Annotated in this window: 19 protein-coding genes; 11 read left to right on the plus strand and 8 right to left on the minus strand. The window is 39.3% G+C overall.

Going from position 1 to position 21,692, the window contains the following annotated elements; all coding sequences use genetic code 11:
• The first annotated feature begins 4 nt into the window (after positions 1–4).
• From HMAT_RS01885 to HMAT_RS01895, 3 genes are read left to right on the plus strand one after another with little or no spacing between them, the layout of a single operon-like run.
• On the plus strand, positions 5–1,153 hold the full coding sequence (locus HMAT_RS01885) for an iron-containing alcohol dehydrogenase (RefSeq protein ID WP_104381122.1): 1,149 nt from the start codon (positions 5–7) through the stop codon (positions 1,151–1,153).
• On the plus strand, positions 1,137–1,913 hold the full coding sequence (locus tag HMAT_RS01890) for a gamma-glutamyl-gamma-aminobutyrate hydrolase family protein (protein WP_199768519.1): 777 nt from the start codon (positions 1,137–1,139) through the stop codon (positions 1,911–1,913). The genes HMAT_RS01885 and HMAT_RS01890 overlap by 17 nt, the downstream gene beginning before the upstream one ends.
• Positions 1,891–3,267, plus strand: coding sequence for an aldehyde dehydrogenase family protein (locus tag HMAT_RS01895; RefSeq protein ID WP_104381123.1), 1,377 nt, complete (start codon positions 1,891–1,893; stop codon positions 3,265–3,267). Before HMAT_RS01890 ends, HMAT_RS01895 begins: the two co-directional genes overlap by 23 nt.
• 134 nt (positions 3,268–3,401) lie before the next feature.
• Here HMAT_RS01895 and HMAT_RS01900 read toward each other — a convergent pair whose 3' ends face one another.
• On the minus strand, positions 3,402–4,679 hold the full coding sequence (locus tag HMAT_RS01900; protein ID WP_104381124.1) for a metallophosphoesterase: 1,278 nt from the start codon (positions 4,677–4,679) through the stop codon (positions 3,402–3,404).
• Positions 4,680–4,901: 222 nt separating this feature from the next.
• Between HMAT_RS01900 and HMAT_RS01905 the strand changes: the two genes are divergently transcribed.
• Complete coding sequence (locus HMAT_RS01905) at positions 4,902–5,267, plus strand: VOC family protein (protein WP_104381125.1); 366 nt, start codon at positions 4,902–4,904, stop codon at positions 5,265–5,267.
• A gap of 44 nt (positions 5,268–5,311) precedes the next feature.
• Here the strand turns inward: HMAT_RS01905 and HMAT_RS01910 are convergent, their stop codons facing one another.
• On the minus strand, positions 5,312–5,866 hold the full coding sequence (locus HMAT_RS01910) for a hypothetical protein (RefSeq protein WP_158655556.1): 555 nt from the start codon (positions 5,864–5,866) through the stop codon (positions 5,312–5,314).
• Positions 5,867–6,437: 571 nt separating this feature from the next.
• Here HMAT_RS01910 and HMAT_RS27525 point away from each other — a divergent pair.
• Positions 6,438–6,560 carry a hypothetical protein gene (locus HMAT_RS27525; protein WP_262508746.1) on the plus strand — a complete coding sequence of 41 codons (123 nt, stop codon included), beginning with the start codon at positions 6,438–6,440 and terminating at the stop codon, positions 6,558–6,560.
• 207 nt (positions 6,561–6,767) lie between these two features.
• On the opposite strand, the gene HMAT_RS01915 is transcribed toward HMAT_RS27525, so the two are convergent.
• Positions 6,768–7,823, minus strand: a complete 1,056-nt coding sequence (locus HMAT_RS01915) for a 3-oxoacyl-ACP synthase III family protein (protein ID WP_104381127.1) — start codon at positions 7,821–7,823, stop codon at positions 6,768–6,770.
• Between the two features lie 355 nt (positions 7,824–8,178).
• On the opposite strand from HMAT_RS01915, the gene HMAT_RS01920 reads away from it, so the two are divergent.
• The 3 genes from HMAT_RS01920 (at position 8,179) to HMAT_RS01930 (ending at position 13,490) form a co-directional block, all read left to right on the plus strand.
• On the plus strand, positions 8,179–8,544 hold the full coding sequence (locus HMAT_RS01920; RefSeq protein ID WP_104381128.1) for a response regulator: 366 nt from the start codon (positions 8,179–8,181) through the stop codon (positions 8,542–8,544).
• A gap of 206 nt (positions 8,545–8,750) precedes the next feature.
• Complete coding sequence (locus tag HMAT_RS27530; protein WP_158655557.1) at positions 8,751–11,069, plus strand: TonB-dependent receptor; 2,319 nt, start codon at positions 8,751–8,753, stop codon at positions 11,067–11,069.
• A 36-nt stretch (positions 11,070–11,105) separates the two neighbouring features.
• The gene (locus HMAT_RS01930; RefSeq protein ID WP_104381130.1) at positions 11,106–13,490 is read left to right on the plus strand and encodes a TonB-dependent receptor domain-containing protein; all 2,385 of its coding nucleotides are present in this window, start codon (positions 11,106–11,108) and stop codon (positions 13,488–13,490) included.
• Positions 13,491–13,523: 33 nt separating this feature from the next.
• On the opposite strand, the gene HMAT_RS01935 is transcribed toward HMAT_RS01930, so the two are convergent.
• Both HMAT_RS01935 and HMAT_RS01940 read right to left on the minus strand, forming a co-directional pair.
• Positions 13,524–14,249, minus strand: a complete 726-nt coding sequence (locus HMAT_RS01935) for a hypothetical protein (RefSeq protein WP_104381131.1) — start codon at positions 14,247–14,249, stop codon at positions 13,524–13,526.
• A gap of 10 nt (positions 14,250–14,259) precedes the next feature.
• On the minus strand, positions 14,260–15,426 hold the full coding sequence (locus HMAT_RS01940; protein WP_104381132.1) for a PepSY-associated TM helix domain-containing protein: 1,167 nt from the start codon (positions 15,424–15,426) through the stop codon (positions 14,260–14,262).
• A gap of 492 nt (positions 15,427–15,918) precedes the next feature.
• Between HMAT_RS01940 and HMAT_RS01945 the strand changes: the two genes are divergently transcribed.
• The gene (locus HMAT_RS01945) at positions 15,919–17,343 is read left to right on the plus strand and encodes an arylsulfatase (protein WP_104383257.1); all 1,425 of its coding nucleotides are present in this window, start codon (positions 15,919–15,921) and stop codon (positions 17,341–17,343) included.
• A 133-nt stretch (positions 17,344–17,476) separates the two neighbouring features.
• Here HMAT_RS01945 and HMAT_RS01950 read toward each other — a convergent pair whose 3' ends face one another.
• The 3 genes from HMAT_RS01950 to HMAT_RS01960 form a co-directional block, all read right to left on the minus strand.
• Complete coding sequence (locus tag HMAT_RS01950) at positions 17,477–18,544, minus strand: 2,3-butanediol dehydrogenase (RefSeq protein WP_104381133.1); 1,068 nt, start codon at positions 18,542–18,544, stop codon at positions 17,477–17,479.
• A gap of 270 nt (positions 18,545–18,814) precedes the next feature.
• Positions 18,815–19,051: a hypothetical protein gene (locus HMAT_RS01955; protein ID WP_104381134.1), complete on the minus strand. Its 237-nt coding sequence runs from the start codon at positions 19,049–19,051 to the stop codon at positions 18,815–18,817.
• Positions 19,052–19,251: 200 nt separating this feature from the next.
• Positions 19,252–19,902, minus strand: coding sequence for a DNA alkylation repair protein (locus HMAT_RS01960; protein WP_233789084.1), 651 nt, complete (start codon positions 19,900–19,902; stop codon positions 19,252–19,254).
• A 301-nt stretch (positions 19,903–20,203) separates the two neighbouring features.
• On the opposite strand from HMAT_RS01960, the gene HMAT_RS01965 reads away from it, so the two are divergent.
• Entirely contained in the window at positions 20,204–20,791 is a 588-nt protein-coding gene (locus HMAT_RS01965; RefSeq protein WP_104381135.1) for a TetR/AcrR family transcriptional regulator, read from the plus strand.
• Between the two features lie 67 nt (positions 20,792–20,858).
• Entirely contained in the window at positions 20,859–21,665 is an 807-nt protein-coding gene (locus HMAT_RS01970) for an SDR family NAD(P)-dependent oxidoreductase (protein ID WP_104383259.1), read from the plus strand.
• Positions 21,666–21,692 lie beyond the last annotated feature (27 nt).

Here is a 21,692-nt window from a genome sequence, read left to right on the forward strand (position 1 = left end):
CAAGATGGATACAGATAAAATTTATGGTTTTAATTTTCCTACACCTATTCGGTTTGGTGCCGGAGCAATCAATGAACTACCGGATTACCTGTTGAATAATGGTCTTATCCGACCTTTATTGGTAACGGATCCAACTATTGCTGAGCTTCCTTTTTTTAAGGAGATCCAGCGTAAATTGATGAGCAGAGGAATTGATGTGATCGTGTATCACGATCTGCACAAAAATCCCGTTAAATCTGATGTACTGCAGGGCGGTGATGTTTATCGGCACAACAATAGGGATTCCATTATCGGGGTAGGCGGCGGGGCAGCACTTGATGTTGCCCGGGCGATAGCACTGCGCGCGCATCACCACCGTGATCTTTTTGATTATGATGATCTTATCGGGGGAGATATCTATGTGACTAATGAGATCCCTCATCTGATCACGGTACCCACTACAGCCGGTACCGGAAGTGAAGTAGGCCGAAGTGCCATTATTTCCGAAGACGAATCCAAGAAAAAGCGTATTCTGTTCAGTCCGCGATTGATGGCGAAAATAGTCTTTGCGGATCCACTCCTTACCATGGACCTCCCGGCATTTGTTACGGCAGCAACGGGGATGGACGCACTCACCCACAATATGGAAGCTTATCTGGCAAAAGGATATCATCCAATGTGTGACGGTATCGCGCTAGAAGGGATGGCTATGGTAGCCGGGTCTATTGAAAAAGCAACCAAGGAATCTGATTTACAGTCGCGTTCCAAGATGCTTTTAGCTTCACTCATGGGAGCTGTGGCTTTTCAAAAGGGACTGGGTATAGTACATAGCCTGGCACATCCGCTTTCGTCCTTGTTGGATACACATCATGGACTTGCCAATGCTATTAATCTACCCTATGGCATGCAATTTAACTATGCAGGATTCGAAGATCGTTTTGATAAGATTGCAGTTGCGCTTGGTATCGGTAATAATGCTGGGGATAAAGTCGTAGACTATTTATTTGAACTCAATACACGTTTGAATTTACCGACGCGTTTATCCTCCATAGGTGTGCAAAAGCAACATCTTGCACCATTGTCGGAATTAGCATACGCAGATTTCTGTCATCCCTCAAATCCTAAGCCGGTTACAATAGAAGACTTTCTAGCTATTTATGAAACAGCATTTTAGTAAAAATAGTATGATCAAAATAGGTATAAGCGCATGCTTTTTTTATCCCGATAAGGATCGTGCTGTTTTTGGTCCTAAGTCGTTGAGCTACATGGAAAATGATATGGCATGCTGGATCGGGAAAAAGGGGGTGCTTCCGGTACTGCTCCCCGATTTGGATGATGGGTTGTTGACGGAAATCATTGATCAGATGGATGGTATCATCCTCCAGGGCGGAAGTGATATCGCTCCGGGGCATTATGGTGAAGTTCCAATAGGTCGATGGAAAGGAGATGCTTATCGGGATCAGTATGAATTAAAAATACTGGATTATGCGATTAAGCAGGAGAAGCCAATATTGGGTATTTGTCGGGGTTTTCAATTGATGAACGTTTATTTTGGTGGTACACTCTATCAGGATATTCCTTCACAGATACCCGGTGCGGGACTGCACCGATCGGCGGAATTATACGATACGATTAATCACCCTATTAATTTTGTGCCTGGAACCTTGTTTGAAGATTTGTATAGACATGTTTCTAACCCTAAAGTAAACACGGTACACCATCAGGCGATCAAACAACTGGGACAGGATTTGGAAGTATATGCCCGTTCAGAGGATGGTTTTATAGAAGCATTTGGATATACCAAAGTTGCTGCCGGTAAAGTTATGGGAGTACAATGGCATCCTGAATTTTCGGATACACAAGCCGGGGAGCTTTTGGATGAAGAATTGATTTTTAATGTTTTTCTTGAACATGCAAAACAACATAGAAATTAGAAACCCTGCTACAGGGGAGGTGGAGGCTGTGATCCCTGCCATCACGGCTGCTGGATTGGAGACAACGGTGAAACTTTTAGAAAAAGGGCAACGCGCCTGGTCAAAAGTACCGCTACAACAACGTTTAGACTGTATAATCGAGTTTGGGCGGTTAATTTTGGCCAATAAACAGGAACTTGCTGAAGTCCTGACAAAGGAAACGGGAAAGCCAATAACGCAATCGCTAAACGAAATTGCGGGTGCACAAAACCGTATTGACCATCTTAAGGCAAACGCCAGCCGATGGCTTTCGGAAGAGCTTATTACGACAGCGGGAGCAACGCACGAAAAGATCGTGTATGAACCATTGGGGGTGATCGCCAATATATCGGCCTGGAATTTTCCGTATAATGTTGGATTTAATGTATTCCTGTACGCATTGGCGACTGGAAATGCTGTGCTTTACAAACCATCAGAGTTCGCTACCGGTACAGGTATACAATTTGAAAAATACCTATATCAAGCGGGGGTTCCCGAAGATGTATTCAAATGTATTGTCGGAGATGGTCAAATTGGACAACGGTTATTGGAGCTACCTTTAGCTGGTTATTTTTTTACAGGTTCGTATAAGACTGGTGTCCATATTGCCACCACAGTGGCACATAAACTGGTTCCGGTTCAATTGGAGCTGGGGGGAAAGGATCCATTATATGTTGCGGATGATATCACTGATATTAAGAAAGCTGCTATTCTCGCAGCGGAAGGTGCTTTTTACAACAACGGGCAGAGCTGCTGTGCTGTTGAGCGCATCTATGTCTCGGACAAGATTTATGATGAGTTTGTAGAAGCCTTTGTTGAAGAAGTGGCCTCGTATACTATTGGGGATCCGATGATACAGAATGTATTTATCGGGCCGCTCACCAGAGCCGCCCAACTTACCGTGCTTGATGCGCAAGTAAAAGATGCGCTCGCTAAAGGGGCGACCTTGCGCCTAGGTGGTCATGCACTGGAAAAAGCTGGATATTATTATGCACCTACAGTTTTTGAACACTGTAACCATGAAATGGAATTGATGAGGGAAGAGACTTTCGGACCCTTGATCGGTATACAGAAAGTAACTTCAGATGATGAGGCGATCCGTTTGATGCAGGATACCGCATACGGTCTTACTGCGGCCGTATTTTCTGCTGATCAGGATAGAGCCATGGCGATATTGGAAAAAATGGATACGGGAACGGTGTATTGGAATTGCTGTGATAGGGTAAGTCCTTGTGTCCCTTGGTCCGGGCGGAAAAATTCGGGATTAGGATCCACGTTATCCGCACAGGGAATCAGGGCATTCGTTCAGCCCAAAGCATATCACCTACGCCCCTAGATTGATACACTACTATCCGATGTAGGGGAGGCAGGACTGAATTTCGAGATTTTAAGTAAGTCGTTTAGTCTAGCGAATGTTTTTTATTGGTGTAACTATCAAATTTATATCAGGTGTAGTCCATAATTCAATATTTATGTGATTACACCTTCTTTTTTTAAATGGAATATCGTGATCTCAGGCAGTATCCCCAATCTGCTTGGGTAATCCAGGTAGCCGAAACCAACATTGACATAAAGTGATTGATGTTTCTCGCGGTATAAGCCGGCCCATTCGCGATATGCATATTGGATTGGACTCCATTGATAGTCAGGATGGCGAAAACCAAATTGTCCACCATGCGTATGTCCGCTAAACGTAACATCAATCATGGGGAATTTTGGTAATATCTCGGCTCTCCAATGTGAAGGGTCATGTGAAAGTAGTAGATTGACCGCCGAGGAGGGGTCCACTTTGGACATGGCTAGATCAAGATTGCCATAGTTGTGCGGGTTGTTTACGCCCCAATTCTCTACACCGATGAGAGTGATTTTTTCGTTGTTTAAATTGAGCTCCTTTGATTCGTTGAGAAGGAGCTGCCAACCAAGTTTACGATGGATGTCTTTTACATCGACTAAATTTTGTTCCTTCGTCAATTTACGTTCATTGTTAAAATGAAATCTATTAAAATGATAGTCTCCATAGTCGTGATTTCCCAAAATTGAAAAAATACCGAGCGGGGCCGTTAGCTTATTAAAAATGGGGAGGTAATCATCCATTTCATCGGCAAAATCATTTACTAAATCTCCGGTAAAAAAAATTATATCCGGTTTCTGTGCAAGCAGCAGTGCTACGCCCTTTTTTATTGCATCTAAATTGTAGAGGCTACCTGCGTGTATATCTGAAATCTGAGCGATAGTAATATTCTCAAAAGATTTAGGAAGGTTTGGTAAAATCAGATTGACATGCTTGACTTGATAATTATAAAGATTGGTCATAAATCCACGGGTCAATCCCAGCAATGGAATACTGCTTACCAAAAGCCCACTTTTAATAATAAAATCAGATCTTCCCATACGCGCGCCATTGCCATTTGAATCGGCTACTGCTGTGCTCTCTGCCGGCCGCCTAAGAATATTTTTGATGAACGCTAATAGTACATCAACGGCAATAAATAAAAGGAGGATCGCTTTTCCCAATAATATGGAAATAGGAAAGAACATGAAACAAGCAGCGATAAAATTGCTCCATTCAAAAAATAAATTCAAGAATATACAGGCATAAGAGAAAATACTCAATAGCCACCAGATTATATTTGCAAATAATGGTTGTGATTTCCATACAGCCAGTTTGCGTAACCTTAAATATATCAAAACATCAAAAAGAAGGAATACAACAATAATTTTTAGGTAAGTGTATAGCTGTGGAATCATATAAAAGTTTACCTTATTAATGAATAAGCTGAGGTTTTTTTATCTAAAATACTATTTTTTATGTTAATCCTGATATGGATTTGTCCCTTTCGATGAGAAACGGTTTGTGGTAAGCTATTAAAACTAGAAATTTTGATTTCTTATCCGGGCTAAATCTTGTCATAGGACAAGCGTTTTGACTAATTAATTTTACTATTTTGTTTGTAATTTAAAAACAAAAATATGAGCATAAAATTTGAAGCGGGAATTAATATCGCTATAAAAATTCCCAAAAATAAATACGAAAAGACAGTTACTTTTTACAGGGATATCCTGAAATTGCACGTTGAGGAGAAGCCAATCGATAACCCCACTGTTTCGAGGACACATGAAGTGAAATTTGGACACAATATCATTTGGCTAGATTGCGTGGATAATTACACCCATTCCGAAACCTGGTTGCAGCTTACTGTTCCTAATGTCCCCGAGGCGACCGATTATTTGTTGTCAAATGGGGTGGAAACCTGTGACGAAATCGAGAAACTTCCAGAAAATATGCACTGGATAACTGACCCTGCCGGTACCGTATTTAATTTGCAAAAAATGTAATAATATGTGGGTTTAAGTATTTTTTGCGCTGTCCTTGCTGTATCCTACTTTTTTTCTGTGGTGATAGCTTTCCCCAACAGATGAAAGTGAGATAATATAACAATGGGTACTACGATGGTTGGAAGTAAGGCGTATGGAAATTGTAATACAGCAATATTGGGCTGTTCAAATGCCATTGCCTGTAGAGGTAATGGCGATGATAATATACCAATAATGACGACTTGCAATAACGAACAGATCCCCAAAATATTCCAAGCCTTGAACAGTACAGATGTCAGTATTCTGGGATTTATGCTACTGAATACTAAAAATAAAATGGCAGTGACACCAAAAAATAGATCATAGTTCCAGCCAAGAAAGGTCATTTCGATAGGAAGCATTTTACGGTTAAAAAGTTGGAAAATGATAAATTCAATTGGGATTCTTATGATATGAATACCCAGCAGGTAATAAGCGTTCAACCTTACATTTTTTGATAATCTATAGTAGCTTACACTGAGCAGGATAACACTCACAAGGATAAGCGCAAATGAAGGTGGAAATGCTAGGAAAATATTAAGTGATGAGACTGCTGAGAGTGCAAATGTCCAAATCATCATAGGAATGATGATCATTTTATTAGGAGATGCTAACCCAAATAAAATGATACATACTAATGTGAAAACTGAAAAAAAAACGTGCATAGAAAAGCAGATTTGTATTATAAAACTAAAAGATATTCGGGGTAAATCACTTGTCTTAAGACAAGTAATTTAATTGCTTACCTTCTGACTTATTTGAGTTTGCAATATCCAAGCTTTACGCCTCAAAGTATTGATAATAAAAAATTATCTGACTGATGTGTCTGTTTTTTTTAACTAACAAGTGAATGCGTAAGCGAAAGACGGTTAAAGGAGGACTGTGTAAATTATATTCATCTCGGTTGATATAATTGTTTTTTGGTAAATGGTTTAATACCAATTATTATTCGTATCTTTAAGAATAAGGTTTACTACTTACATAACCCATTCGGTAAACCAGATATGATAAAAGTTTCTCGTTTTATCTTAAAATTTCCCTATTACACCATCGCGAAATTTTCTGTTAGAACCAACCGCACACAAATTTAATCCCCGGAACTAATGTATTCATAGTTATTGGGTATTCCTCACCATATTAATTTCATAGGTCATGAGTAAAGATCAAAAAAAGGAAAAAAGTACTAAAGAGAAAACGCAGTCGTCTTATCAAAAAGAGAAGGATTCGATCTCAAAAGATTTAACAGATAATGTCTTCCGAAAGAAAAAGAAATAAGCCGTGTAGCGCATTGTTTGTCTTAAAATAATGGTAGATTATTAATTTGGAGCGAGTATAAAGGATGGAGGATTAGACCATGCTTTTGCTCGCTTTTTTAATATAAATTTCTTTATACTCACTCCATTAATTAAACTTTTCTTTATTAGGACTAGGTGTTTAAATTCTCCTCAGGAGCGGGTTAAAAATTTCAAGTATCATTAGACACTAAAACTTATAAGTAAAAGCATTGATATTCATTCCGGCACCTACCGATGCAAACAAGATAATGTCATTTTTTTGGAAAGAGTGACCAGCAATTTTTCCCTGCCTAATTAAATCGTAGAGTGTCGGAATTGTAGCCACACTGCTATTGCCAAATTTATGAATAGACATGGGCATGATGTCTTTTGGTGGCTGCATATGGTATAAACCATAGAATCGTGAAATAATAGCCTCATCCATTTTCTCATTAGCCTGATGAATTAATATTTTTTTAATGGCAGTAATATCTAAATTAGCTTTTTCCACACAGGCTTGCATCGCTAAAGGAACTTTGTTGAGTGCGAATTCATATATTTTTCGCCCTTTCATTTTTATGTAGCGTGTACCTTGTTCGTGTTTGCTGTCAAAGGAACCTCCGAAATAAAGGTAGTCCGATTCATCGAATGCATAAGTTGCACTTTCATAAGAAAGCAAGCCTGCTTCCTCAGTTGTTCCTTCTACAATAACTGCACCTGCCCCATCTGCATAGATCATCGAATCACGGTCATAGGGATCTACGACACGGGAGAGTGTTTCGGTACCAATAATCAAGCAACGCTTAGCCATTCCCGATTTGATAAATGCATTTGCTTGTATCATCCCCTCATTCCAGCCGGGGCAACCAAAAAGAAGGTCGTATGCAATACAGCCCGGATTTTTTATTTCCAATTTTTTCTTGACTCGAGTTGCTAAACTAGGTACGGTATCCGATTGCGTTGTTCCATATTGTACATCACCATAGTTATGCGCTACAATGATATAATCGAGTGTCTCCTGATCCACTCCAGCATTCGCGACTGCTCGCTCTGCTGCAATAAAAGCAAGATCAGAGGCTACTTGATTTTCACTTGCATAACGTCGTTCGGAAATTCCGGTAATATCTTTAAACTTTCCTATAATAGACTCAGGATATTTGATTGGCTCGCCAGTTTCATCCAAAAAAACACGATGTTCAAAATGTGAGTTGTTTATTACACTGTCTGGAAGATAGCTGCCCGACCCAATAATTTTAGTATTCATAAATGTTCCTCCGTTTCTCAATTATTGAGTAAGCAAATTGTATTGTTGTTTGTGAAAATTTAGCTGTTTTTTTTATGCCCATTACTATATAGATGTCAATGTACACGTTTTTTACTAAACCTTCTTCTATATAATTTACTAAAATTATTTCTAATAATCCTACAGCAAATAAATAAAAGGGATTTGTTGTTTGTGTTTAGCTCGTATTTCTGAAATTTATACCAAATTTTTATGGGCGAACTAATATATAGTCAGAACTGTTCTATTTTAAAAAATCGTTTGACAAAACAAATGTCAATAGGATAGTGGCTTGTTAAATGATCTACAGTCATTGTACAGTTTAAAAAATATAACGATGAAAAGACAAATTGTGGTTTGTGACAATGACATAGAGATCTTAAATGCATTTTCTATGATCTTAGAAGACGATCAAACAGTCGTAACGACGGTTGTTAACGCGTCGGCTCTAGCTGAGGTATTGGATCGTATAAAAGCCGATATACTTTTTATGGATATCCATATGCCTAACCAAGACGGTGATCAAATACTTCGCGAATTACGGGCTTCAGATAAACATCATATGCTGCCTGTTGTTATGATTTCTGGGAACGCCGATGGACGAAGGATATCGCTAGAATGTGGAGCTGATGGTTTTTTAGCTAAGCCTTTTGATATCACTGATGTGGAAAATTATATTCGAAGATTTGTTTATGAACGATGATTCTGATTACTGTTTTTAATAAGCATATTTATATATCCTAGAGATTTATCATTTGACTGAAATTTAGTTTTCATATTTTTACGTGCTTGTATTTAGATTTATTCAAAATAATAATATCTTTGACCCCATTATTATCTTTGATTTAAATACATAATAAATATCATCTACTAGGTTTTTATACGCAAATGGCAAATCCTCAATACCAAATGGCTAAGATATCTGCCATATTATTATGCTGTTCTTTTTCATTATCTCCAACAGTCAATGCCAATAGTTTATCTATTTGGAATCCCGCTCGTACGTTACGCTCTTTAGGACAGCAACAATGTTCAATTACAGGTCGTGTTGTCGACATAAATGGACATCCTTTGGCAAATGTTCGTATCAAGTTGCGCGGTTTGAATAGCGCTAAATCTGATAAAGACGGTTATTTTGAATTAACAGGGATTAATTATGGTAAATATCATTTGACATGGAGTTGTGTCGGATTCGAAAGTGTGTCCCAAGATATTGAAATTGTGCAAAAACAACATCAATTAGGATTGATCACACTGCAAACAAAACAGCACAATTTGGATGAAGTTGTCGTGACAGCAAGCCGGTTGGCGGAGTATATCAACGAAGTACCATCGTCAGTCACTTACATTGGAGGAAAGGCGCTGGATCAACAGCGACAGATTAATGACAATCTGCCCAATATCCTCATGCAAAAGGTCCCTAGTATCTCACCCAGAGAAGAGAGTCAGAATAATTTTATTGCGAAGATTCGTGGACGAAATTTTTTGGTGCTTATCGACGGTATCCCTCAATCTACCCCATTACGAAATGGGGGACGTGATCTACGGACGATAGATGCGAGTGCGATTGACCATATCGAAGTTGTTAATGGGGCGACAGCAATGTATGGCAATGGTGCTGCGGGTGGCGTTATTAACTATATCACCAAAAAGCCGCAAAAAGGAAAGATGATAAGCTCCTCCACGTATTTTAATAATAGCTTGAGTCTGGTAAAACCGAATGAAACTTATGGCTACAACATTTCACAAGTATTTTCAGGTCAGATTGAAAAATGGGATTATGTTGTACAAGGTAAAGTTGGTCATACAGGAGTGATACGTAGTTCGGATGGAGCAGTCGTGAGTCCGTTTTATGGATTGGGCGAAACGCGTTCATACAATGCTATGGCTAAAATAGGTTATCAGATCGCTCCCGAACATCACCTGGAATTTATGGGTAATTTTTACCGCAGTTTGCAAGATAGCAAATATGTGGGTACTACTGGTGATTTTGGCCATTCTTCAGCGATAGGTATTCCATCGGATACGGTAATCAATGGTGGTACTCCCTATAATAAGGCATTTCATTTAAAATATGAGGGTCGATATGGAAAGACTGCTGCAAATTTAAGCCTCTATTACGAAGATATGAATACGGTTTTTGAGACATATAATCAAACTTATTCCGATCATCAAGGTGCGCGGCTTAATTTTAACACCCCTTTTCAGTTGGGAACATCTACTCCGCTATCACTGATCTATGGGGTAGATCTACTGAAAGATCACACGGTACAAAAAACGATGAAGGATGATCTGGTTACCCCAGATATGAATATGAACAATATAGCCTTCTACTTGCAGAGTAAATTTAATATCGCTACGAACTGGATTTTGAAAGCAGGGGTTCGTTATGAAAATATACGGTTTAAGGTGGGAGATCTCAACAAAGGGGGGAAGCTAACTCTGGGTGAACGCAATAACTCAGATGCATTTGTATTTAATATGGCGACTAGGTATAATAAATACAATTATCTACAGCCTTTTGCTTCATTTTCTCAGGGGTATTCTATCGGTGACGTAGGACTTATCCTCCGGAACGGCGTCCCTTTAAGTCAGATAGATCCCAAGCCAGTCGTGGTTAATAACTTTGAAATTGGGCTGAATGGCAGGATGGCCATGTGGGATTATCAGCTGACTGGTTATTACAGCACTTCTAAGAAAGGCAATACTTTTGCTGAGACTTCTGTTCCGGGCAACTATGAGTTGATTCAAGTACCTCAGCGAATCTATGGACTAGAGTTTGTCGGTAACCTAAGACCCACACAATGGTTATCCATAGGTACTGTATTGGGCTATATGGATGGACGCCAAGATTTGAAAAATGATGGAACTTATAAGGATAAATTGGATAATTCGATCATCTCACCGTTTAAAATAAATCTGAATACCGATTTTAAATTGACTGATCAGTGGAATATATATCTGCAATATCTGCATCTCGGTGGACGCGATGTATTTCCTGCTGCCGAATATAATTATGGAAAATATCCTATTTCCGGATATACTCTTTTGGACTTTCAAACCAGATATAAATATCAAAAACTTACCTTCTTATTCTCGATCAACAATCTTTTCAATGCCAATTATTATCCAATTCATGCCGAAGTACGCGGTGCCACCAATGAAGGACGCTACTATATAAAGGGCAGTGGAACTATGGCCAATTTGGGCGTACAACTTGATTTATAATCGCTAGTCAACGAATCGAAATCTATCTATTTTAACATGTTATCTATTCTACGTACAATCATTATTATTGGGCTTGTTTATTTTTCGCAAACATCGTTTGCCCAAACACCAAAAGGAAGCGTTAGTGGACGTTTGACGATGGTAGACAGTGAACCAATGGCTTCGAAGGCAATTTCCCTATTGGAGATAAATAAAAACACCCTGACAGACCAAGACGGTAAATATACCTTCAAAGACCTCGATACGGGACACTATACAATTCGTATTCAGTTGCTTGGAATAAAGGAAATTAAGATTCCAGTTTATATTACTTTGCAAAATAAAAATGTTATCGTCGATTATCAATTGACCGAGGAGAATGTACAGGCGCTACAGGAAGTGGTTGTAAAACGTAAAAACAATCGATTTGTTCAGAAAGAGAGTGTTTACGTGGCACGATTGCCTTTAAAAAATCTGGAAAACCCGCAAGTTTATAACGCAGTTCCAAAGGAACTTTTTCAGGAACAAATTGCTGTAGATTTGGGAAGTATCTCCAAAAACGTACCCGGCGCGGGGATCCCTATGATTGCCAATCAAGGTCGGGTTACTTTTCGTTCACGCGGATTTGAAACAGAGCCTAATGCGCGTAATGGTGTTGCAGGGGCTGCTTTTTCGGTTATTGATCCAGTCAACTTAGAGCGTATTGAAGCCATTAAAGGACCTTCGGCAACCCTTTTTGGTAAAAGTGTTGCCAGTAGTTATGGCGGTGTCTACAACCGTGTTACCAAAAAACCTTATAACGATTTTGGAGCAGAAGTTGGTTATACTGGTGGAAGTTGGAATTACAATCGTGTGGCCGTAGATGTAAACACACCGATTAATGCGGACCGTACAGCGTTGTTTCGTATCAATGCGGCGGGGACGATCGAAAAGAGCTTTCAGGATTTAGGTTTTACCAATAGCCTGGCCTTGGCACCTAGTTTTTCATATCAGATTACCGACAAGCTCTCTCTATTGTTGGATCTGGAATATGGACAGGCGAAAGGTACATCCGTCGTGCGGTTCAATCCCTATACCGGAAGTAATAAGGTGCAGTCTATCGCCGACATGAAATTTCCCTATAACAAGACCTTCCTAAGCAATGACCTCGCTTATCAGACCCAGATGTTTAATATTTTCGCGCAGATGAATTATAAGATTTCTGAAGATTGGATTTCGCAGACTATCGTTTCCAGAGCAAATTCTACGATCAACGGGTATATTTCAGCTCTCAATGGAAAATCTGATTCTACGCTGAATGCTCAAGTCATGGTGGGTACTACTTCTTTTATCGCAACGGATCTGCAGCAAAATTTTGTAGGTGATTTTCATATCGGTAAATTCCGGAATCGTATGGTCATCGGACTCGACTATTATAATAATTCGAATTATTTTGATCGTTACCATACCAATACACGTACTGTCAATTTTATTAATGCACCTACGGACTATCGTATTAATAAATTTATTGTGGATTCTCTTACTGCCAAATCTGCTTACCGCAAAGAAAAGAATAGTGATGATACCTATGCAGCCTATATTTCTGATGTGTTTAATGTGACAGATCAATTGGTGGTGATGGCGAGTCTTCGGGTGGATCGATTTCAATACCACGGTGTATACAATATAGTAACGGGCGAAACTACAGGTGGAATAGGAGCAGGTGGAATTCAGAAAGGCCCTTTTGGCCAGACAGCATTATCTCCAAAATTTGGTTTGGTATACGAAGCGTTAAAAGATAAGCTTTCTTTATTTGGAAATTACATGAATGGCTTTAACAATATTAGTGGTGTAGATATCAATAGCAACCCTTTCAAACCGGAATATGCCAATCAGCTGGAATTTGGTGTAAAAGGAGACCTGTTTAATCATCGGTTGGTAGGGACGGTAAGTTACTATGATATTCAAGTTGACAATGTTCTACGGACTAACCCTGAAGATAGTAATTACTCCATTCAGGATGGAACACAGTTGAGCAAAGGCCTAGAGGCTGAATTAACAGCCAATCCTTTCGACGGAATGAATATTGTCGCTGGATATGCCTATAACGAAAGCAAATATAGCAACGCAGACCCGTCGGTCAATGGTTTGCGGCCAGCGCTTTCTGGACCAAAGAATATGTTGAATTTTTGGTTAAGTTACCGAGTACCATCGGGTAAATATCAAGGTTTGGGCGCAGGGTTTGGAGGAAATATAGGTAGTTCATCATATCAGACCAATACACAGACAGCAAAGATCATTATTCCTTCCTATAAGATGTTTGATGCGAGTATTTATTACGATCAGCCGAAATTTAGGATAGGCATAAAAATGGATAATTTGACGAGCGAAAAAGCCTGGTCCGTAAGGCTTACGCCACAGAACCCTGCTCGGTTTCTAGGTAACTTTACACTCAAGTTTTAGACCTAAAAAAAAGGAAAGCCCAGCTTTCCTTTTTTACTTATAGATCGTAAGGCAGTAATTGCAACGATGTCTTATTCTATTAAAGGGAATACCTCGATCACTACCGGACTTATCTTCGTACCAATCTAAGCGTACGATGTATAAACCCTTTTGTGTTGGTTGGAAGATAGTCTTCCCGGTCGGATCTAACAGTATATTTTTTTCCCAATTTTCCGGATTGAAAATACGGACAGTAGATCCATTGGTGACGGGTTCGCCATAGATGTATGGTAAAACCTGAAAGTAAGATCGCGATTGAATTAACGCGATATAAGGGCGATCTGTTAATGGGGGTAATTCCTGCTTTAGAAAACTACGGCCATATTCGGCATATAAGTATTCGATAGAACGAATATTCTTGATACTGTCTTTTTCATTCCTAACGATTACGGGCAAATGTTGATTTATGCCAATGATCTGGTAATAGGTATTGGCGTCAGCAGAAAAAGTCCCCTCCCAGCAATCCTCCTTTTTTGTTAATGGCATTGTCAACTCTAAACCTGTATTTGAACGTATTTTGAATTCAAAGTCTTTGATAGCTTCGTATTCCTTCCCGTTAGTTCTGTGCCGGATGCTTAGGTCGTCAATATATCCATATATGACCTGTACTTTGACTGTATTGCTATTATCTGTAGGTTTTGATAGTTCCAGCCAAAAAGCACTGGCCTGGGATTTAGTCCAGCTCATCAGGACCAAGAAAAAAAATATAAATATGCGCATAAGGTCTAATTTACATACTGGGGATCTGTAAAGACTTCTTTTTTATCTTTACGGTCGAGGATTTCTTTTTATTGCGTTTGTTGAGCCATATCCATACTCCCGTAATAGGAAGAGAGGCCGCCAGGGTGACGGCAAGGAACATAATAATTTTCGAGGGAAGACCAAACACCGATCCAATGTGAATGGGTTTGATCATCTTTCGCATTTGTTCGGCCATCGGAAGCGAGTTCATCGGATTGTTTTTGATCATTAAGCCAGATTTACTGTCGAAATAGGCTTGGTTGATTCGTAGGAGAGAGCCTGCAAACGATTCTTTAGTCACTGAGATAGCGAGGTTGTCGTTTTCAGGAAATGTTATTAGTATATTTCCAGGTTGTGGGTAAAGGGTATTTATGTGTTTATAAATGACATGGAGTGGGGAAAATTCAGTCGGGATTCGTGTTTCTATATTTTTAACTTTTTCTTTTTCAGCCTTACTGGTCCCGAATAGTTTGAAAAACTGTTCGTTGTACCAGTTAAAGCTCCAGGTTAATCCCGTTAAAGTAAAAATAAACAGAAAAAAAGCTGCATAAAATCCCCCGACTGCGTGAAAATCCCATACTTTTCTTTTGGTAGAAGCCGACATCTTGATCTTAAGACGCTGCTTTAGTATATGTTTATTTTTAGGCCACCAGAGATAAAGGCCACTGATTGAAAGAAGTAATGCGACGATGGCAGAAATACCGGTAATCGTTGCGCCAATTTTGTCCATTAAAAGAAAACGGTGAATATCCAGCACCTTTTGAAAAAAACGTGTATTTTGTTGGCCTTTAGATAAGACTTCGCCAGTGTATGGGTTTAGATAGGCATACCAATATTTTTCTTTTTTAGAACCATATTGGATTCGGAGACTCCTCGACGGATCCGAAGGAACTTCAATACGAAAAAGTCTTTTATCAGGAAAAATTGCTTTTGCCTTTATCGAAATTACATCGAGCGTCAAACGAGCTGACTGTACTTCTACCTGCTGTTCTTTTTTCCAGATTAAGGGGGTTAGTTCTTTTTCAAAAGTTAGTAACATGCCCGTGATGCAGATAATTAGGAATATGATGCCGAAGAGTAGTCCGAAGTAAAGATGTAACTGGTGAAAGATATTCTTTGAACCATTTTTTGAGGACGTCCTGTTTTTCATTATCATTGATGTGGTATTGTAACAGCACAAATGTACAGTATTATTAGTAATTATTCTAAACAAGAATAACGCAGACTCCAGAATTTGTTCACTAACCCAAACCTAATGATCGGATCTTCTGTAGCCAGTAGGTGTTTTTCCTGTTCATTTTTTAAAGGTACGAACGAAGGCGCGAGGTTCGGCATAGCCCAAAATGGTTAATATTTCTTTTATGGATGCGGTCGTGTTCTGTATATATCTTATAGGCCAGGTATTTGCAAACTTTCTCAACAATTTGTACATAAGAACCTCCTTCACTTTTACAAAATGCATGGTACACAGTGATAAAATTATTGAATACACCTTAATTGGAAGATAGCTATGCGGTATCAGGGGCTTTGTGATAAAGACTAAAATCTTAATTTGATAGGGGAATTTGTCTAAATTCCATAAAGATTTTGGACAATTTATATTAATTTGGTGAGTGTATCAACGGAGCAGTTAAAATTAATCAATAATATGAATAAAACAGCGTTAACGGTTTTCTTATTAGCTATCACCGGGGGCACATTTGCTCAAAGTAAGGATAAGAGACCCAATATTGTCTTTATTATGGCGGATGATCTCGGTTATGGGGATCTTGGTGCCTATGGTCAGCAAAAGATTGAGACCTGGCATATAGATTCCTTGGCCAGCAAGGGAATGAAATTTGAGAACTTTTATGCGGGTACTTCCGTGTGCGCCCCATCACGATCTTCGCTAATGACGGGACAGCATACTGGTCATACCTACGTAAGGGGAAATAAGGAAATCGAACCCGAGGGGCAACAACCGCTGGCGGATTCGGTACAGACTTTTGCGATGCTATTGCAGAAAGCAGGTTATGCGACAGGTGCCTTCGGAAAATGGGGTTTAGGCATGGTGAATACCACAGGGGCTCCGGATCAGAAAGGGTTCGACGAATTTTATGGTTACAATTGCCAACGCCAATCCCACCGTTATTACCCAACCCATCTTTGGCATAATAAACAGCGAATCGAGCTTGATGGTAACGGGTTATTGGCTAAAGGTCAGTATGCACCAGCATTAATTCAAGAGAAAACGCTTGCTTTTATAGACGCCAATAAGGACAAACCTTTTTTTCTCTTTGTACCTACGGTGCTACCTCATGCAGAACTCTCCGGTCCTGACGATGAATATTATCAGCAATATGCGGATAAGTTTGATGAAAAACCGCACAGAGGAAACAATTATGGCCCCAAAGCGACAGTAGCCGGCTATGCCAGTGTGGATAAGCCACATGCGATGTATGCAAGCATGGTAACTCGTATGGATGCCTATATAGGTCAAATTGTAGATAAACTGCGTCAAAACCAATTGCTTGATAATACCATCATTATTGTTACAAGTGATAATGGTTCACACAAAGAGGGCGGGGCAGATCCTGATTTTTTCAACAGTTCAGGGGGCTTGCGTGGGAATAAACGGGACCTATACGAAGGCGGGATCAAAACACCATTTATTGCTTACTGGCCCGGTAAGATCGCTGCAGGAAAAACATCAAATTATCTAGGGGCTTTTTGGGATATTATGCCAACGATGGTCGAACTTGCAAAAGCTGATAAACCACGGTATACGGATGGAATTTCCTTTCTTCCAAGCCTATTGGGCAATAAGGGTAAGCAAAAACAACATGATTATCTCTATTGGGAATTCCATGAAGACGGCGGCCGTCAAGCCTTGCGAAAAGGAGATTGGAAACTCATTTTACAGAAAGTAATGAGCGGTAACCCCACAGTAGAATTGTATAATCTCAAACAAGATCCGAAAGAACAGAACGATGTTGCTAATGGTAATCCCAAAAAGGTGTATGAATTGCGTCGACTGATTGAGAAAGCTCATGTTGAAAGTGCAATTTTCCCATTGACCAATGCTGTTAAATAAAAATGAGTAAGTCTATATAGTGGTAAATTCATTCATAAAAAATGTTGCCGGGGATATTTCGGGCAACATTTTTTATGAATGGATCATCATATTTTTCCGATATAAAGAACCATTGCAGTACCAACTGACGATACTAATTTTTCTGAATATCAATTAATATCTTGACTTCAGTAGGATCATTAACCAAAGCTTCAAATCCCTCCGAAACGATATTTTCTAATCTTATTTTGCGTGTCACAAGTTTTTCCACTGGCATACGCCCACTATCGATAAGCGCAATAACTTGTGGAAAGATGTTACGATAAGCAATAATACCCTTAATTGTGATTTCCCGCAGCACCTGATCCAGCGCATTCGTGGTAACCGGCTTTCCAAACAATGCGACCAAAACCGCTGTCCCACCATTTTTTAAACTATTGATTCCAGTTGAATAGGAGGCTTGTACGCCAGCACAATCCAGAAATACGTTTACACCAAGTCCTGTAATGGACTTAATTTTTTGTGGAATCCTTTCGTCTTTTGCGTTTATGGTATGTGTTGCACCGATAGCTTTTGCCTTCTCTAGACGTTTGTCTGCGATATCTGTGACAATAACTGTTGTCGCACCGGCTGCAAGTGCCGCCTGAACACATAATAAACCTATAGGGCCAGCACCTGAGACTAATACGGATTCACCGATTTTAAGCCCGCTTTGGAGCACTGCATATACTGCGACAGCGGCAGGTTCCACCAATGCGCCCTTTTCAAAAGACATGCTGTCCGGTATTTTGTGTACCATGTAGTCTTCAACGACAACAAACGGAGCAAATCCGCCATTACTAGATAGCCCGATAAACCCTAAGGGTTCGGATAAATTATATGCGCCATTTGCAATAAAGGGACTATCAAAGTTTTTAAAAATCGGCTCCACGACCACGCGGTCACCGGCTTTTACATGTTGTACACCTTCACCCACAGCCTCCACGACACCCGAAAACTCGTGTCCGAGCGTAGTGATACCTTGGTGTCCGTTTAGTGGGTAAGGTTGATCTACCGGGATTAACTGTGGGCCATGTACATACTCGTGTAAGTCAGATCCACATATTCCGGCAAAATGGACAGCTATTTTAACCTGACCAGCCTTGGGCTCAGGGATTTCTGTTGATTCTACCCTGATATCTTTAGCAGCATACCAACGTGCGGCTTTCATTGTATTTGCCATGTTTGTCTCCTTTTTTGTGTATATACTAAGGTAAACAGAATGATCGGCGATCCACGTGATCTATATCTCCAACGTATATGAGCTGGATCATTTCGCCTGGAAGGTACCGGAGCAAATCCAATTATTTCTATCAAGAGGGAACGTTTTTACAGAAAACGAGTTTAGGTTATTTTATTCACCTGTTTTCGTGGACACTGTCTTAAGAGCAGATGAAAACAGGTGAATTGTATTCAATATAAGGTCTTTATTGAAGCTTTGGCCCATATTGTGCTAATCATTGTCATGATTTTCGGTTGCGAATGAAAACTTAATTGATTTTTGAGGATAAGTTTCCATACTCATGCGGCTTGTATTTTTGATAATACTTTTTAAGCTGACGCGATCTCCCAATTTAAAATAAGCTTCTACGGTTTGATAATCCAATAGATAAGGGCCACAAAAGTAATTTCCATTTGCATCTTTTTCTATGGTTCCTTGATAAAGTCCCGCTTTTGTTTCTTTTGGCATATGTGTTTAATTTGAAAACAAAGGTAGGAAGAGTAATTGGCAATTCGGTGGCAATTGTAATATTCTCTTCCGAAACTGTGTTTGAATCTAAATCATGACCTTACAGGGGCTTATTTTAATTGAAAAATGGCTTTTTGATTGTGGGAGTTCTTTTACTATAATGCATCAGATAATTTAATACATCAGACAGATTCGGACTTTTATTTACCGAGTTTTGCGACTTGAATTGCAATGAATTTTGGTAGATAGTTTGGCGTACAATTTTTAGCAACCATTTCGTCTTTAAAAAGCCCGGTTTGTTCGCCGATCCTTATACATCGCTCACGATATATTTCTTGGAAGATTCCGATTTGAGCAGCAGTGAAATTCATTGCCCATTGTACTTCTGGAACTTCTTTTTCAATTTGATCCTCAATTTTAGAAAGCAACTCGTCACTATTTGGAGGAGGTATTTGTCCTACCCAACGCAAACGGGCTTGATAATACCAAAACGTACGTCTTTGAAGCTTGGATTGGCTATTTTCCCAACTTTGCATCAGCGCGATAGTCTTTTTGTCTTTGGCGAGCTGGTTTGCCATTAGCCAATCTATGAGTTGCAACTTTTCATCTTCTGTATGTTGTTGAATGTCATCGTCTAATTTATCTATAACTTCTTGGGAAAGCAATTTTTTGTCCATGATTAATATCGCTAATTGTCGCGGAAAATATTGCTTAGTTGACCAAAGTTCTAAAGCCAGTTTATGATCTGTTTTTATGCTGTTGGCAATTTTGCGCAAATCGCCAAGTTTCGCTTGCTTGCCACCAATTTGTGCCATTATATTTTCTGCTTTTAACGATAGTTTCATTGCCATTATACTAAATTTTAAAATTCGTTATTTTATCAGGTATCATCTTCTCGATGATACTTTTCCTTCAAGAAGTAAAATTCTTGTTAATTTAGGATGAAGACCATTTTCTATCTTGTTGAAAGATCAATAATTTCCATCATTAATCGGTAAAATGGTATTTCATGTTATTGCTTTATGAATTTACATTTTTTTTCCCTTTTGTTGGTATTGTGTCATTTCCGAATAGATACGGCATTTTTAATAAAGAGTACTCTTGTTTTTATGACCAATCGGTCATAAATTTGTTCAACAAATAAATTTTCTAATGACTAAGGGCGAAGAAACTAAACAGTTTATCATTGAACGGGCAGCACCGATTTTTAATACAAAGGGTATTGCGGCTACTTCAATGAGTGACATTATGGAAGCTACCCAACTGTCCAAAGGAAGCATGTATGTGCATTTTGAGAATAAAGATGTTTTGGCATGTGCTGCTGTGGACTATAACATGGATCTATTACAGGACAAACTTGGGAAGGTTTTGGAAAAAAGCAAAAGCTATAAGGAGAAATTATTGACCTACATAGATTTTTTTAGCGATCCTAATCGGCCACCTGTTGCAGGAGGCTGCCCTATATTGAATTTTGGAACCGAGGTTGATGATACAAATCCAATAATACGACAAAAAGTGCTGCTCGTCATTAAGCAAGCGCAGCAGTTGCTTTCAGAAATTATAAAGAAAGCGATAGCGGATGAGGAACTTAAAGCCGAATTGAATCCCGCGGATTTTGCAATAGCTGTATTTGCTATGCTTGAAGGTGGTCATCTGATGTCGCGTGTATCCGGTCATAATGATAGCATGAAAGCCATTGTTAAGACACTTAAAAATTTAATAGAGGAATATAGTACATAAATTTTTTTTGTTTAATATATGACCGATCGGTCATTTTAAAATAATGATAAATCATAAAATAAAAACCATGTCAAAAACAGTATTAATTACCGGAGCGTCAAAAGGATTTGGCAGAGTCTGGGCGGAAGCATTTTTAACAAAGGGATACAAGGTTGCGGCTACAGCACGAAGTATATCAGCGTTGGATGATCTCAAAGAAAGGTATGGAGATGCCTTGCTGACACTAAAGTTGGATGTGGATAAACGTGAAGAGTCCTTGGCAGTGGTACAGCAGGTGTACCAGAATTTTGGTTCAATAGATATTCTAATCAATAATGCGGGGTATGCGTTGATCGGAGCAGTGGAGGAAACGAGCCAACAGGAGGCAAGAGCACAATTTGAAACAAATTTTTTTGGAACACTATGGCTTACTCAGGCAGTGCTGCCAATCATGAGAAATCAAAAAAGTGGCCATATCATTCAGGTTTCTTCGATACTGGGTTTGGCAACCTTACCGACAATGGGGCTTTACAATGCGTCCAAATTTGCGCTTGAGGGTCTTAGCGAAACGCTTGCTTCTGAAGTGAAGGAATTTGGAATCCACGTGACCTTAATTGAACCCAATGGCTATGCTTCAAATATCTGGCATACGGGGATGAATACAAAACCTATTCCGGTTTACGATGGTTTGAGAAGGGCAGTTGCTACTGCTGAAACTTCCTTTGGTCAGGTGGAAGCTACTGCTTCTGCGATCATCAAACTTGTTGAGACTGAAAACCCGCCCCTACGATTGTTACTCGGAAAAGTAGCACTACCATTTGTAAAACAACAGTACGATCAGAAATTAAAACTTTGGCAAGAATGGAATGAAGTTGCTGTAGCAGCCCATGGTTAAATAATCCTATTTATATTATGGTTCCTG

This window comes from Sphingobacterium sp. HMA12, from assembly GCF_002933815.1.
Lineage (GTDB): Bacteria > Bacteroidota > Bacteroidia > Sphingobacteriales > Sphingobacteriaceae > Sphingobacterium.